The following is a 15625-nucleotide window of genomic DNA, read 5'->3' on the forward strand; positions in this document are numbered from 1 at the left end:
CGGGAGTCGTTAGCTTTCGGACCAGAATCGCGTGTTTGCCGGTCACCGCGAGTCGTCCGTCTCCGCGGGGCCCGTCTCGGCGACACAACCATGGAAATCGAAATTGCGACAATCGGCGGTTACGAGGAAGTCGGCCGGCAGATGACTGCGGTGCGAGCGGGCGACGACGTCGTCGTCTTCGACATGGGTCTGAACCTCTCGAAGGTTCTGATCCACGACAACGTCGAAACCGAGCGGATGCACAGTTTGGATCTGATCGACATGGGCGCGATCCCGGACGACCGGGTCATGTCCGACCTGGAAGGTGACGTGAAGGCCATCGTGCCGACCCACGGCCACCTCGACCACATCGGTGCCATCTCCAAGCTGGCCCACCGGTACGACGCACCCATCGTCGCCTCGCCCTTTACCATCGAACTCGTCAAACAGCAGATCAAGGGCGAGGAGAAGTTCGGCGTCGAGAACGACCTCCAGAAGATGAGTGCGGGCGAGACGATGCAGATCGGGGAGCGCAACGAACTGGAGTTCGTCAACGTCACCCACTCCATCATCGACGCGATCAACCCCGTCCTCCACACGCCCGAAGGGTCCATCGTCTACGGGCTGGACAAGCGGATGGACCACACCCCCGTGATCGGTGACCCCATCGACATGAAGCGGTTCCGGGAGATCGCCCGCGAGGACAACGGTGTCCTCTGTTACATCGAGGACTGTACCAACGCCGGTCGGAAGGGCCGCACGCCCTCCGAGTCGGTGGCCCGTCGCCACCTCAAGGACGTGATGTACAGCATCGAGGACTACGACGGCGGCATCGTGGCGACCACCTTCTCCTCGCACATCGCCCGTGTGAGTTCGCTCGTCGAGTTCGCCGACGACATCGGCCGCCAGCCCGTCCTCTTGGGCCGTTCGATGGAAAAGTACTCCGGGACCGCGGAACGCCTGGACTTCGTGGACTTCCCGGACGACCTGGGGATGTACGGCCACCGAAAGTCCGTCGACCGGACGTTCAAGCGAATCATGAACGAGGGCAAGGAGAACTTCCTGCCCATCGTCACGGGCCACCAGGGCGAGCCGCGCGCGATGCTCACCCGGATGGGCCGCGGCGAGACGCCCTACGAACTGGAAGACGGCGACAAGGTCCTGTTCTCGGCCCGGGTCATCCCGGAGCCGACCAACGAGGGCCAGCGCTACCAGAGCGAGAAACTGCTGGGCATGCAGGGTGCGCGTATCTACGACGACATCCACGTGTCGGGCCACCTTCGCGAGGAGGGCCACTACGAGATGATCGACACGCTCCAGCCCCAGCACATCATCCCGGCCCACCAGGACATGAAGGGCTTCGCACCGTACGTGGACCTCGCGGAGAACATGGGGTACAACCTCGGGCGTGACCTCCACGTCACGCGCAACGGGAACCTGATCACGCTCGTCGAAGAATGACGACCCCACGCGCGGATCAGGCGGCCGTCGAGGAGGCGATCATCACGCGTCGGGACCTGGTCAACGACGCCATCCCCGACCAGCTTCCGATCATCCGCCCCGAGCGCCTCTACGAGGCGTCTCGGTACCTGCTGGACGCGGGCGGCAAGCGCCTGCGCCCGACCATCCTCCTCCTGGCCGCGGAGGCCATCGCCGACGCCGACCCGCTCGGCGAGGACTACCACGCCTTCCCCGCTCCGGACGGCCCCGTCGACGTGATGTCGGCGGCGGTCAGCATCGAGATCATCCAGTCGTTCACCCTCATCCACGACGATATCATGGACGACGACGACATGCGTCGTGGCGTGCCGGCAGTCCACCGCGAGTACGACCTCGAAACCGCGATTCTCGCGGGCGACACGCTCTACTCGAAGGCCTTCGAGGTCATGCTCGAAACCGGCGCACCCGCCGAGCGGTCGGTCCGGGCGCTGTCGGAACTGGCGACGACCTGTACGAAGATCTGTGAGGGCCAGGCATTCGACATCGACTTCGAGTCCCGTAGCGCCGTCGAACCCGACGAGTACCTGGACATGGTGGAGCTCAAGACCGCGGTGCTGTACGCCGCGGCCGCGAGCGTCCCCGCCATGTTGCTGGGCGACGACGACGCCGTCGACGCGCTCTACGGCTACGGCCTCGACATCGGACGCGCGTTTCAGATTCAGGACGACCTGCTCGACCTGACGACGCCGAGTGAGAAACTCGGCAAACAGCGCGGCAGCGACCTCATCGAAGGCAAGAAGACACTGGTGACGCTGCACGCACGCGAAAACGGTGTCGACGTGGACGGCCTGGTCGACGCCGACACCGTGGAAGCGGTCGACGAAGCCGAGATCGAGGCCGCCGTCGGCGAGTTGCGTGACGCCGGCAGTATCCAGTACGCCCGCGAAACCGCCCACGGCCTCATCGACAGCGGCAAGTCGAACTTGGAAGTGCTGCCGGACAACCACAGCCGGGACCTGCTGGGCGGCATCGCCGACTACCTGATCGAACGGGAGTACTGACCCGCCGATCCGGTCGCAGCCGTGCATACCCTTATTGTTCGATCCACCGAGGTTTCGGTATGTACCGCCGCAGCCGACGGGGAGTCCTCGCTGGGCTGGGGGCCGCAGTCGGTTTCGCGGGCTGTTCCGGGGCTCTGTTCGGGAACACGCCCACGCCGACACCGACCTCGGCGACGCTCTCGCCCGATCGCCAGTACGGCTACACGCACGTCCAGCCTTCGGGGAACCGCGTCCTCGACGGATCGGGCGACGTCCACGGCGTCGAGCCGATCACACTCGAGACCGAGACGCGCCCGACGTGGTTGGTGGCTCTCCCTGGCGAGATGGGGAGTCTCTGGACGGTCGTCGGCGTGCTCGACGACGCGACCACCTATCGCGTCGCGGACGGCGAGGCGACGGAAATCGAGTCCCACCGCGCCCTGCCAGCGGGGATGCCGCCGCTCTCGTACTCGACCGACGAGGGATCGTCGGTGCTTCGCGGTGGAAGCGTGACGGCCAACCGCACGCATCCGGTCGTGACCGAGGCCGGGATTCTCTCGATCGCTGGCGACGGTGACCTGGTGTTACGCGGCGAGTCGGGGGTTCGGCGTTTCCCCGTGTCCGCCCTGCCCGACGGCCGGATCGTCCACGTCGGCGGGAGCGACTACGCGCTCTTGGGGGACGCGACGAACCGGTACGGCCACGGAGCCCTCGGGAACCAGGAAGAGGGAGGCAGTATCGTCTTCTTCGACGCCTCGGTCCCCGACGTGACCGCCCGAACGCGTGTGGGGCCGCCGGAGGTGATCGAGGGACTCGCACCGATGGTGGCCGATCTCGACGGCGACGGAGAGCCCGAGGTGATCGTGACTGTCGCCGACAGCGAGAACGGTGCACGGATCGCGGTCTACGATCGGGACGGCCGACGACGGGCCAGGGGACCGATATACGGTCCGGGGTGGCGACACCAGCTCGCGGTCGCACCTTTTGCCGGTCAGGGACCGGAACTCGCGGTGACGCAGAAACCACACGTCGACCACGTCGTCGAATTCTACCGACTCGACGACAGTCAGTTGTCGATCGTCGCGGAATACCCCAACGTCGAGAGCCACACGTACGGTTCGTACAACACGGACCAGGCGCTCGCCGGCGACTTCGACGGCGACGGAACCGTGGAGCTGCTCGTCCCCGCCGTGGGCCGGGACACTCTGTTCGTCGTCGAGCGGACGGCCGAGGGGGCGAGGACCGACTGGCAGTTCGCCCTCGACGCACCGCTCACTTCGAACCTCGCCGGCGTCACGCTCCCGGACGGACGCCTCGCGGTCGGCGCTGGCACGGACCGCGGACTCCGGGTTTGGCAGGGCTGAACCAGGGGCGCGCGCAATGGTGGCAGATCGCCGACAGCTTTTCACCCACACCTGGTGTTGGGAGTCGTATGATCGACGTCGCAGGCGTGCTGGGGTGGGCCGTTCTCCAGTTCGGAGCGGTTGGCGGTGGACCGGGCAATCCGGGCCTGAACGTGAACGTCGACCCGGCGGCCGGAGTGGCCTCCAGTGCGGGAGGCGCGTTCGTGCTCACGCTCGTCGTCGGCGCGATCATGGTCGCGATCGCGCCGGAGTACACGGAGTCGAAGATGGGTACCCTCCGGGACGAACCAGTCGGTTCGGTCGTCTACGGGGTGCTCTCCCTCGTGCTGGCAGTGATCCTCTTCGTCGCCCTGCTGTTCTCGCTGATCGGGATTCCCGTCGCCATCGTGCTGTTTCTCGCCCTGCTGCTGGTGTGGGGCGTGGGCTCGGCCATCGCCTTCCTCACTATCGCGACGCGGCTGATCGACGCCGACGACGGGTGGCTGAAGCCGCTGCTGGTCGCGGGCGCGCTGAACGGCGGGTTGACCCTGACGGGCATCGGCGGGGTGGTGGCGTTCCGTATCGGCGCGGCGGGTTTCGGCGCAATCCTCAGGGACTACCTCTGAAACCACCCCGAGAGTTATGTCGGTCCCGCCCGGCCGGGTGGTATGGCCGCGATCCAGCTTCTGCGACACGCCACACTCCTGCTCGACCTCGACGACACCACGTTTCTCGTGGACCCGATGCTGAGCGAACCGGGCGAGATTCCACCGATCCCGAACTCGCCGAACGACCGCGAGAACCCGCTCGTGGACCTCCCGGACGTCGAATTGAGCTACGACGCCGTCCTCGTCACCCACCGCCACCGGGATCACTTCGACGACGCGGCGGCCGACCAGCTCCCCTCGGACGTCCCTATCCTCTGCCAGCCCGAGGAAGTCGATGACTTCCGAGAGGACGGGTTCACCGACGTCCGACCGGTCGAGGGCACCGTATCCTTCGAAGGCATCGAGGTGACACGGACACCAGCCCGCCACGGACACGGCGACCTCGCCGAACAGATGGGGCCGTCGTCGGGCTACGTCCTCGACGGCGCTCGAACGATCTATCTCGCGGGCGACACGGTGTGGTACGACGCGGTGCCCGAGACCATCGACGCCCACGCCCCGGACGCGGTGGTCGTCAACGCCGGCGCGGCCCAGTTCGTCGAGGGCGAGCCGATCACGATGACGCCCGAGGATGTCGGCGAGGTTCGGGGCGCAGTCGCCGACGACGTGCCGGTGATCGCAGACCACATGGAGGCGATCAACCACTGTCTCGCGACCCGGGAGGATCTGGCAGCGGCGGTGGACGGAGTGGCAATTCCAGAGGACGGCGAGCGAATCGAGCTGTGAGCGGGGACGGAACGGCGGAGTTTTGAGGGGGCGCGCCGGAGTCTCCACAAAATGGACGACGAGGTACGCGAGCGAGTCAAAGAGGAGGCAGAGAAAAACGCCCTCTTCAACGCCCTGAAACACGACAGCGACCCACAGGTCGGCGCGATCATGGGGCCGCTGATGGGCGAGAACCCCGAGTTCCGCGAACACGGCGACGAGATTCCCGAGGTGATCGGCCCCGTGGTCGGCAAGATCGGGGGGATGTCGACCGCGGAGCGCCGCGACCGCCTCGAAGAACTCGATCCCGACCTCGTGGCCGAACTCGACGCCGAGGACGAGGAAGACGAGCACGACCTCCCGGACCTCCCGAACGCCGACGACTACGACGAGATCCGACTCCGGGCCGCCCCGAACCCGAACGGCCCGTGGCACCTGGGCCACGCCCGGATGCCCGCCGTCATCGGCACGTACAAGGCGCGCTACGACGGGAGCTTCGTCGTCCGCTTCGACGACACCGATCCCGAGACCAAACGGCCCGACCTGGACGCCTACGACGAGATCCTCGACGCCATCGAATATCTGGGCTTCGAGCCCGACGAGGTGATCCGGGCCAGCGACCGTCTGGAGACCTACTACGACCACGCCCGCGAGTTGATCGACCTCGGCGGCGCGTACACCTGCTCCTGCCCGCAGGGCGAGTTTTCCGACATGAAAAACTCGGGAGAGGCCTGCCCGCACCGAGACAGAGACCCCCAGACGACCCGCGAGGAGTTCGAGGCCATGATCGACGGCGAGTACTCGGCGGGCGAGAAGGTCCTACGCGTGAAAACCGACATCGAACACAAGAACCCCGCCCTCCGGGACTGGGTGGCCTTCCGGATGATCGACACGCCCCATCCGCGCGAGGAAGCCAGCGAGTACCGGTGCTGGCCGATGCTGGACTTCCAGAGCGGGATCGACGACCACCTCACCGGCATCTCACACATCATCCGCGGGATCGACCTGCAGGATTCGGCCAAGCGCCAGCGCTTCGTCTACAACTACTTCGACTGGGACTACCCCGAAGTGATCCACTGGGGCCACGTGCAGGTCGACGCCTACGACGTGTCGATGAGTACGTCGACGATCAAGGAGAAGGTCGACGCCGGCGACTTGGACGGCTGGGACGACCCGCGCGCGCCGACGCTCGCCAGTCTCCGGCGGCGCGGAATCCGCGGCCATGCAATCGTCGACGCGATGGTCGAACTCGGGACCTCGACCTCGAACGTCGACCTGGCGATGTCGTCGATCTACGCCAACAATCGGGAACTGATCGACGACGAGACCGACCGGACCTTCTTCGTCCGGGACGGGCAGGCGTTCGCCGTGGAGGGGGGCCCGGACGCCGGGCAGCCGCCGGTTCACCCGGACCACGAGGACCGCGGCGAGCGGTCGATCCCCGTGGACGAGGCCGTCCTGCTGGAACCCGACGACGCCCCGGCCGATGGCGAACGCGTCTGGTTGAAGGGCTTCGGACCGGTCCGCCGCGAGGCCGACACCCTCGAATTCACCGACGACGACATCGACGTGGTGCGTGACGGCGACGTGGACGTGATCCACTGGGTGCCCGCAACGGAGAGCCAGCCCCTCCGGCTCCGGACGATGGACGGGGACGTGTCGGGACACGCGGAACCCGGCATCACCGACTACGACCCCGACGCGATGGTCCAGTTCGAGCGGATCGGCTTCGCGCGAGTGGATCGTCACGACGGCGACGAGACGGTGGCGTACTACGCCCATCCCTGACCGGGTGTTCGGTCCAACTTTTAAGTAGTTCCCCGGCGCAGGTGGGCATAGGTACCAATGGCCATAGATCCCGAGTTCGAGCAGAACCGCGAGAAAGTGGAGGACCACGACGGCCACGCCGTGTGGGGGCCAGTCGACGAACCCGAAGAGCTGGGAATCCACGGGACACACGTCGCTGTCGACTTCGATATCTGTCTCGCGGACGGTGCGTGTCTCGAAGACTGCCCGGTCGACGTGTTCGAGTGGGTCGACACACCCGACCATCCCGAGAGCGAGATCAAGGCCGACCCGGCCAAAGAGGAGCAGTGTATCGACTGCATGCTCTGTGTCGACGTCTGCCCGGTCGACGCTATCGACGTGGACCCCGGGCGCGCGGGCCGTATCTGACCGCCCACCGCCTGCCGACTGCCCGCCGGCGCCGCGATTTTCCGCCTCTGGATAGTGGCCATTTGCCCTCCAGATACCTGTAAAATCTTAGAAAAAGCACAATAGCAAAATACCAGGACGACAGTGGTAGTGATGTTCACCCAAATAGTGTGATACCTATGCACACACTGGTACTTACGAAAGGCGTTCCGGACTTCAGGGAGGGACAGGTGTCGTTCGACGAGGACGGGCACCTCGAGCGCGGGAAGACACCGACCGTGATGAACCCGAACGACAAGCACGCGCTGGAGGCGGCACTCCAGACGAAGGTTCGTCACGGCGGCACCGTATCGCTGATGAGTATGGGCCCGCCGGGGTACAAGGAGGTCCTGCAGGAGGGGATGGCCGATGTGTACGCCGACGACCTCTATCTCTGCTCGGACCGGGAGATGGGTGCGGCCGACACCTGGGCCACGTCGATCACGCTCTCGACGGGCATCGATCACCTCGACGAGGAACCCGACGTCGTGTTCGCAGGCTTCAAGACTGCCGACGGGGAGACGGGCCACACCGGCCCTCAGACCTGCTGGTGCCAGGACTGGCCCATCGTCACCCACGTCGTCGCGCTGGACATCGACGAGGAGGAGCGGACCCTACGGGCCAAGCGCCTCGTCGAGGGTGACGTGGAGGAGATCGAGACCGTCGAAGCGCCGCTGCCGTGTTTCGTCGTCGCGGACCCGGAGTTCGAGCCCACGTATCGAAAGGCCGAGCACCGGCTCCGGCACAAGGACCTCCGGGCCGAGACCCAGAAGCGAGCCGAGAACTTCGAGGACCACCTGGAGGTGTACGACCAGGAAGAACTGAACCTCGATCCGGACTTCATCGGACTGGACGGGTCGCCGACCATCGTGGCCGGCGTCGACCCGATCCCGAAGGCCCCCCCCGAACGGGAGGCGACGATGGTCGACCCGAGCGACGAGGGGGCGATGGCGGACGTATTCGAGGAACTCGAACCGTACGCGGGGGCTGACTGACAATGGAGATCGATCCCACCGACCACGAGATCGCGGACCTCGGACCGAAGATCAAAGACGTCGACGACGCCGACGAACTGCGCGAGATGCTGGCGGCCGAGGAAGACGGCGAGGACCGCGCGCCAGTGAAGACGCTCATCGAGGACCGCCTAGAAAAGGTCGCGGGCGAGGACGAGGACGTCGATCCGAGCGACGCCGACCTGGACGACATGACCGTCGCCGACGTGGCGAACATGGTCCGGGACATCGAGGATATCGACGTCCTCGAAGACCTCCTCGAGCGCGAGAGAGACGGCCAGGACCGCAAGACCGCCAAGAGTCAGATCGAGGGTCGGCTCGACACCCTGCAGGACAGCGACCACGAGAGCGAGGACGAGGACGTGGTCGTCGAGGACCCCGAGGAGAAGTATCCCGACCTCGATCACCCGACGGCGGACAAAAAGCACGTTCGCGCGCTCGAAGACGGCGACTACCGGGACATGTGGGTCTACTGTGAGACCCAGCAGGGCCAGTTGATCGACGTGTCCAAGGAGATGCTCGGGAAGGCCCGCGGGCTGATGGACGAGTACAACGACGAATACGGGGAGAGCGAGTCGGTCGTCGCCGTGCTGATCGGCGACGGCGTGGGCGAGCTGGCCGAGGAGTGCGTCGCCTACGGGGCCGACCGCGTGATCTACCTCGAAGACGAGCGCCTCGGCCGGTTCCGACACACGCCGTACACCCGGATCTTCTGTGACATGGCGCGCAACGGCGGCCACCCGTACGGGCGCGATGACCGCCAGGAGGACGACTGGCGCGACTACGACGAACCCCGGTACACCGTGTTCCCGGCGACGAACAACGGGCGGGACCTCTCGGCGCTGGCCCAGGCGGAATTCGACTCCGGGCTGGCCTCGGACTGTTCGGACCTGTTCATCGAGGCCGCGGACATCTCCAATCCGGCGAAGACGGGCAAGCCCGGCGAGACCGTCGAGTTCCAGCGCGTCCTTCACATGAAGCGCCCGGACTTCTCCGGGTTCGAGTACTCGACGATCCTCTGTCTGGACAAGCCCGGCCGGGAGTTCCACCCGCAGGGCGCCTCGGTGATCCCGGGGAGTTTCGACGTGCCCGGGCCCGACCCCGAGCGCGAGGGCGAGGTGATCGAACACGAGATGCCCCTCGAAGACGACTGGTTCAAGGTCGAAGTCACCGACTACGACCAGCTCGAGGGCGGCGTCGACCTGACGGGCAACGAGGTCGTCGTCGCACTGGGGCGAGGGATCGGGGAGGACCCGACCGAGGGGATCGAACTCGGACTCGACCTGGTCGACCAGTTCGAGGCGGCTGATCTGGGTCTCTCGCGGGGGGTCATCACGGCCTCCTACCAGTTCGCGGGTCACGTCGAGCAGTACGTGACCGAGGAGCGACAGATCGGGGAGTCCGGACAAGTCGTCGAACCCGACGTGTACATCGCGGCGGGGATCTCCGGGGCCGTCCAGCACAAGGTCGGCATGGACGAGTCGGACACGATCATCGCGATCAACACGGACGCCGACGCCGACATCGTCGAGTTCTCCGATTATTACGTTCAGGGAGATCTGTTCGAGATCCTGCCGGAGCTGATCGACTCCCTGGAGAAAGGCGAACTTGACATCCAAGCGCTGGCAGGGGGTGCATCCGATGACTGACGACTACGAACACTACGAAGCCGTCGTCGTGGGAGCCGGTCCCGGCGGCGCGGCCGCGGCGGCGACACTCGCACAGAACGGCGTGGAGACCCTCGTGTTGGAGCGAGGGGTCGAATCCGGCTCGAAGAACGTCTCGGGCGGGCTCATCTACGCCGAGGAGTCCGCACCGTACACCATCGACGGCCTGTTCCCCGAGTTCCGGTCGGAGGCCAGCGAGCGACCCGTCACGGAGTACTACCTCCACAACGTGGCCGGACGGAATGTCAAGACCATCGACCTGACCGATCTCCACGAACACGACACGACGTGGTCCGACGCCGTCCTCCGGCGACACATGGACTCCTGGCTGGAGGGTCGGGTCCACGAGATGACCCGCGAGACGGGCGGCGGCTTGCTGACGGGCGTCCGGGTCGACGGCCTGCTCCGGGAGGCCGGCGAGATCGTCGGCGTGACCTGCGAGGAACTGGACCCGATCAAAGCCGACGCGATCATCGCTGCCGACGGCGTCAACTCCGAGTTGGCCCGGGACGCCGGCCTGATGGACTGGGAGGATCCCGAGGAGTGGTTCCAGGGCGTCAAGGCCATCGTGGACATGCCGGCGAGTGCCATCGCCGAGCGGTTCGGCGTGGACGAGGACGAGGGCGTGGCCCACCTGTTCTCGGGCGACCTGTTCGAGGGTGTCCGTGGCGGCGGGTTCCTCTACACCAACGACGACTCGCTGTCCATCGGGACCGTCTTCCATCTGGACTCGCTGGTGGCGGAGGCGGCCGAACCCCACGAACTCCTGGATGCCCTGCTGACCCACCCACTGCTGGACCAGTGGCTCCAGGGCGAGTACGAGGAACTGGAGTACGGGGCGAAACTCGTCCCGGACTCGAAGAAGGCGGCCAATCCATCGCCACACCAGGGCCGGCTCATGCTCGTCGGCGACGCCGCCGGGCAGATGCAGGCGCAGGGGCCGATCATCAAGGGGATGAACCACGCGGTGTCGGCAGGTGCGCTGGCCGCCGAGGCCTTCAGCGAGGCCCAGACCCGCGGTCGGCCCGGGGAGGCGGGCCAGCGTTACGAGACGAAACTCCGCGACGAGGGCGTGATGGCGAAGCTCCGGCCGACCCGGTACACGGTGGCGAGTGCCGTCGGTGAGAACGGTGCGGTGGCGTCGGTGACCGACTCGCTCGTCGACTCGCCGCTCGGGCGACTGGGCATCGAGGCGGCCGACCGGCTGGGCCTGCTCAGGCGGGCGTTCAACTCACCGTTCGTGATGTCGGTCATGCCCGACACGCGGACGCCGTACGTGACCGCGCCGACGGCCATCGCGGAGGCCCTCGGGACGCCGGTCCGGGAGGAAAACGACGTGGAACCGCCGGACCTGGCCGACCGCATCGGCGACCTGACCTACGACGTAGGCGACCCGCACATCGAGTTGCGGGACAACTCATTCGCGGCCAGCGGGGCCGCAGTGTCGGCCTGTCCGGTCAGCGCGAAGGACTTCGGCGGGGGCTGTTACCGCGACGAGAAAGTCAAGACCAACGGCCACGAGGAACACCTCGTGAGCCTGGACACACAGCCCTGCGTCGAGTGTGGGACCTGCGCCATCGTCGCCGATACGGAGTGGGAACACCCCGCCGGCGGCAAGGGCGTGGAGTTCGAACAGGGCTGAGCTCCCCGTTCGCGATGACTGAAACCGATTCGTACCACGCCCGGATCGAGTCCATCGTCGAGCAGTACCGGACGGACCGCGACGAGTTCGACCCGCCCGCCGATCCGCCGGCACCGGAGCGGGCGATGGACTACTGCCGGGAGGGACTGGGGCCGGCGGTGATGATCTACGTCGACGCCCGGGCCAGCGACTGGGGCGTGCGCTTCTCCGAGCGGGAGTTCGACCTGTTGCACGAGGCGATGAACGGCTACCTCTCGCTGTACACGGCCTGTTACGGCGTCGAGACCGACCTCGACGCGACGGTCCGGGCGGCCGCCGAACTCCTGCTCGACACCCACAACGTCGAAGACGTCGCGGCGATGCTGACGGGTGTCCCGGAGCGCGGGGCGACGGTCGACGGCTGACGGGCCGCTCGGTCGTGTCCGGACGTGCTGGGGCCCCCTTCGCGGCGATGCGAAGGATCAAAGCCCGAACAGATACGAGCGAGCATATGTCCACGCAGAATTACGAGTTGTCGCGGGTGAAGACGTCGCTCGTCTACGTGATGGGAGCGATCTACGTCGTGGCCGGCGTGCTTCACTTCGTCGTGCCGGACCTGTTCGCCCAGATCGTCCCGCCACAGCTACCGGCAGCCACGGCGCTGGTCTACCTCTCCGGGGTTGCGGAGATCGGCCTCGGGATCGGCGTGATCTTCCCACGGACTCGCCGGGTCGCGGCCTGGGGACTGGTCGCTCTGTTGCTGGCGGTCTTTCCTGCGAACGTCTACATGGCGACCTCCGGCGTGGTGATCCAGGGTGCGCCGGCGGCCATCGCGGAACCGGGACTAGGCCGCTGGGTTCGCCTCCCCTTCCAGGGCGTGCTGATCGCCTGGGCGCTGTGGTACACCTACGAGTGACGCCACCGGGGCCGCCGTCCGACGGCGACCCACTCAGACGGTCTCGACGCCGTCGAAGACGAAGCGGGCACCCCCACCGGACGACGGCTGCTCGTCGTCAGTCTCCGGAATCGTGTCACTCTCGGTCACCGTGACGGACCAGCCGTGGGCCTGCGCGATGTCGTCGACGATAGTGAGTCCCAGTCCCGGGCTGTCCTCGGTCGTGGAGTACCCCATCTCGAAGACACGGTCGCGCTGTTCGGGCGGGATGCCGGGGCCATCGTCCTCGACGACGAACCCGAAGTCCGAATCGGACGCCGGCCCGCCATCCTCGGTACCGTGCCCGGGAGCGACCGACGCGAGTCGGACCGTCACGGCTCCGTCGGCGGGTTCGGTGGCGTCGTCGGACTCTGTCCGGTGGCCAGCACCATGCTCGACAGCGTTTCTGAAGAGGTTCTCCAGCAACTGTTCGAGTCGTCCCACGTCGGCGAGAACGTGCGCGTCGGTGTCGACCACGAGGGTCGCATCGTCGGTCGGGATCGACGCCCAGCGGTCGCGGGCGACGCTGGCGAGCGACACCGGCGACGGGTCGTCGATAGTTCTGCCCTCGCGTGCCAGCGTCAGCACCTCGTCGATCAGTCGTTCCATGCGGTCGACGGCGCGGTGGCTCCGGTCGAGGTGGTCGCTCTCGACGCTGTCGTCGAGCAGGTCGAGCGAGGTCGAGACGGTCTCCAGCGGGTTGCGGAGGTCGTGGCTGATGACAGAGGCGAACGTCTCCAGGCGTTCGTTTTTGCGTTCCAGATCGAGTTCGTTGCGCTTCCGTTCGGTGATGTCACGGGTCGTCGCGAGGATGAACTCGGTGTCGTCGTCGTCGTCGTCGTCGGTCTCCAGCGGCCGGATCCGCAGGTCCAGGAACTCCGTCGACGGGGGGACGGTGGGTTCGAGAACCAGTCTGACCTCGTCGCGCTCGCCGGCGGCGATGTCGTCGACAGCGGCCTGGACGTCGGCGACGGCCGAATCGGGGAAGATGCCGACCTCGTCGAGGTAGGAGACGTGTTCGCCGATCCAGGCCTGTGCCGAGAGGTCGACGGTGTGTGCGGCGCGGAAGTTTATGAACCGGAACCGGTAGTCCCGGTCGAGGACGTAGACGCCCTCGTCCATGCTCCGGATGACCGACCGGTGCCAGTCGAGTTCCGCCTCACTCTCCTTCCGGGCGGTCACGTCGCGGACGTTGCCGACGATGCCCTCGATGCAGGGATCGTCGAGCAGGTTCCGTGCCCGGATCTCGACCCAGCGCCATGAGCCGTCACGGTGTTTCGTCCGGAGTTCGACCGTCTTCTCCGTGTCCGGGGACTCCAGAACGTCGACCAGTTCGGCCCGAATCCGCTCCACGTCGTCGGGGTGAAGGAAGTCGAAGGCGTTCTCGCCCGTTATCTCCGCCGGGTCGTACCCGAGGGTCCGCTCGACCGACGGCGTGACGTAGGTCAGGGTCCCCTCGACGTCGATGATGAAGATGTAGTCGGCGGAGTGTTCGAGCAGTTTCGAGAACCGCGTCCGCGTCTCGTCGATCTCGCGTTCCGCGACGTGGTGTTCGACCGAGTTGGCGATCCGGTTCGCCAGGAGCGCGTACTGATCTTCCCGTGGTCCCTTCTGGAGGTAGTCGGTCACGCCCGCGGAGATGGCCTCGCTGGCGATCTCCTCGCTCCCCTTGCCGGTGAAGAGGACGAACGGGAGTTGTGGATGCTCCTCGCGGACACGTCGGAGAAACTCCAGGCCGTCCATCTGGGGCATATCGTAGTCGCTGACGACACAGTCGAACGGCGACGCGTCGAGTCGGTCCAGCGCGGCCCGCGGATCGGTCTCGGTCGTCACGTCGATCGGTTCGTCCGTCCGGTCCAGCATCTCACCGGCCAGGTCCAGAAACGCCGGGTCGTCGTCGACGTGCAAGACCCGGATCGGGCGGGCAGACAGGTCGGTCCCAGAGCGGTGTCGTTCGTCCATCACGATTTCACACGGCCGATGTCTACGGCAAATCGTGTGGCATCACGAACCTGTCCGTATTAAATCCAACCCCTGTATCGGATCGATTAATCGCGGGCGACAGCGGCGGCCACAGCCTCCCAGTTGACGAACAGTTAAGTAGCGTGGCGTGGTAACGCACCTCATGGAACTCACAGAACAGTTAGAGTTCGGTCACCGCGGGCGCAGAGACGTCTACGAGTACATCGAGAGTCACGGGGACGTTTCGCAGGCGCAGGCGCGTGACGCCCTGAACATGGAGGCACGGGAGTTCGGGCACCACGTAGCGATCCTGAAACGCGACGGGATACTCGCCGAAACCGACGCGGGACACCTCCAGATCGCCTACGACGAGGCTGCCGAGGAGGAGTACGAAGAAGACGCGATCGAGTACACCATCCGGCAGGCTCGACAGGCGGACATGACCGGGATCGTCGGTGTGATGCGGTCGGCCATCGACGCGGGGACATACGTGGTCGCCGAGAGCGTCGCAGACATGATCGACCACGAGGAGGTTCTCCTCCGGCACAACGAACTGGAGTCACGGATGTTCTTCGTCGCCTGCGTCGAGAACGACGTTGTCGGCTGGGTCCACCTCGAACACCCGGAGATGGAGAAGCTGTCCCACACGGCGGAACTCACCGTCGGCGTCCTCGACGAGTACCGGGAACACGGTATCGGGAGCCACCTCCTCCAGCGCGGGCTCGAATGGGCCGCACAGCAGGGTTACGAGCGCATCTACAACAGCGTGCCCTCGACCAACGAGGCCGCGATCGAGTTCCTGAAAGCGCACGGCTGGGAGGAGGAGGCCCGCCGCCACGACCACTACAGGCTGGACGGCGACTACATCGACGAAGTGATGATGGAGATCGACCTCTAGAGGTCGGCATCGTCGAGCGGATCGGCGACTACACCGTCTTTCTGCGCCCAGACCCGTGCGTGGCCGGCACACACCAGCCGGTTCTCGTCCCAGGGGATGTGGAGTTCCACGGCGGCCGACGCCTCGCAGTCGGCCGCCGAACAGGTAGGCATACTCGACGGT

Annotated in this window: 15 protein-coding genes; 13 read left to right on the forward strand and 2 right to left on the reverse strand. The window is 66.3% G+C overall.

Going from position 1 to position 15625, the window contains the following annotated elements:
• Positions 1-90: 90 nt before the first annotated feature.
• The 12 genes from EAF64_RS18555 to EAF64_RS18610 all read left to right on the forward strand — a co-directional run bounded on the left by EAF64_RS18555 (position 91) and on the right by EAF64_RS18610 (position 12585).
• Positions 91-1440 carry a ribonuclease J gene (locus EAF64_RS18555; RefSeq protein WP_129070472.1) on the forward strand — a complete coding sequence of 450 codons (1350 nt, stop codon included), beginning with the start codon at positions 91-93 and terminating at the stop codon, positions 1438-1440.
• Positions 1437-2480, forward strand: coding sequence for a geranylfarnesyl diphosphate synthase (idsA3, locus tag EAF64_RS18560; protein WP_129070473.1), 1044 nt, complete (start codon positions 1437-1439; stop codon positions 2478-2480). Before EAF64_RS18555 ends, idsA3 begins: the two co-directional genes overlap by 4 nt.
• Positions 2481-2539: 59 nt before the next feature.
• Positions 2540-3823, forward strand: a complete 1284-nt coding sequence (locus EAF64_RS18565; protein ID WP_129070474.1) for a hypothetical protein — start codon at positions 2540-2542, stop codon at positions 3821-3823.
• A 68-nt stretch (positions 3824-3891) separates the two neighbouring features.
• Positions 3892-4428 carry a hypothetical protein gene (locus tag EAF64_RS18570; RefSeq protein WP_227739059.1) on the forward strand — a complete coding sequence of 179 codons (537 nt, stop codon included), beginning with the start codon at positions 3892-3894 and terminating at the stop codon, positions 4426-4428.
• Between the two features lie 42 nt (positions 4429-4470).
• On the forward strand, positions 4471-5196 hold the full coding sequence (locus EAF64_RS18575) for an MBL fold metallo-hydrolase (protein WP_129070475.1): 726 nt from the start codon (positions 4471-4473) through the stop codon (positions 5194-5196).
• A 51-nt stretch (positions 5197-5247) separates the two neighbouring features.
• Complete coding sequence (locus EAF64_RS18580; protein ID WP_129070476.1) at positions 5248-6963, forward strand: glutamate--tRNA ligase; 1716 nt, start codon at positions 5248-5250, stop codon at positions 6961-6963.
• Positions 6964-7020: 57 nt separating this feature from the next.
• Complete coding sequence (locus EAF64_RS18585) at positions 7021-7350, forward strand: 4Fe-4S dicluster domain-containing protein (protein ID WP_129070477.1); 330 nt, start codon at positions 7021-7023, stop codon at positions 7348-7350.
• Between the two features lie 158 nt (positions 7351-7508).
• Positions 7509-8363: an electron transfer flavoprotein subunit beta/FixA family protein gene (locus EAF64_RS18590; protein ID WP_129070478.1), complete on the forward strand. Its 855-nt coding sequence runs from the start codon at positions 7509-7511 to the stop codon at positions 8361-8363.
• A 2-nt stretch (positions 8364-8365) separates the two neighbouring features.
• On the forward strand, positions 8366-10030 hold the full coding sequence (locus EAF64_RS18595; protein WP_129070479.1) for an electron transfer flavoprotein subunit alpha/FixB family protein: 1665 nt from the start codon (positions 8366-8368) through the stop codon (positions 10028-10030).
• Positions 10023-11690: an FAD-dependent oxidoreductase gene (locus EAF64_RS18600; RefSeq protein ID WP_129070480.1), complete on the forward strand. Its 1668-nt coding sequence runs from the start codon at positions 10023-10025 to the stop codon at positions 11688-11690. Before EAF64_RS18595 ends, EAF64_RS18600 begins: the two co-directional genes overlap by 8 nt.
• Positions 11691-11704: 14 nt before the next feature.
• Positions 11705-12094 (forward strand): hypothetical protein, encoded by a 390-nt coding sequence (locus tag EAF64_RS18605; protein ID WP_129070481.1) that lies wholly within the window; start codon positions 11705-11707, stop codon positions 12092-12094.
• An 86-nt stretch (positions 12095-12180) separates the two neighbouring features.
• A complete protein-coding gene (locus EAF64_RS18610; RefSeq protein ID WP_129070482.1) occupies positions 12181-12585 on the forward strand; it encodes a DoxX family protein in 405 nt (134 codons plus the stop codon).
• 33 nt (positions 12586-12618) lie between these two features.
• On the opposite strand, the gene EAF64_RS18615 is transcribed toward EAF64_RS18610, so the two are convergent.
• Positions 12619-14565 (reverse strand): PAS domain S-box protein, encoded by a 1947-nt coding sequence (locus tag EAF64_RS18615; RefSeq protein WP_129070483.1) that lies wholly within the window; start codon positions 14563-14565, stop codon positions 12619-12621.
• Between the two features lie 163 nt (positions 14566-14728).
• On the opposite strand from EAF64_RS18615, the gene EAF64_RS18620 reads away from it, so the two are divergent.
• Complete coding sequence (locus EAF64_RS18620; RefSeq protein ID WP_129070484.1) at positions 14729-15463, forward strand: GNAT family N-acetyltransferase; 735 nt, start codon at positions 14729-14731, stop codon at positions 15461-15463.
• Here the strand turns inward: EAF64_RS18620 and EAF64_RS21210 are convergent.
• Positions 15460-15615, reverse strand: coding sequence for a hypothetical protein (locus EAF64_RS21210; protein WP_193767764.1), 156 nt, complete (start codon positions 15613-15615; stop codon positions 15460-15462). The two genes, EAF64_RS18620 and EAF64_RS21210, sit on opposite strands and share 4 nt — an antisense overlap.
• Positions 15616-15625 lie beyond the last annotated feature (10 nt).

Source organism: Halorientalis pallida, from assembly GCF_004118325.1.
GTDB lineage: Archaea > Halobacteriota > Halobacteria > Halobacteriales > Haloarculaceae > Halorientalis > Halorientalis pallida.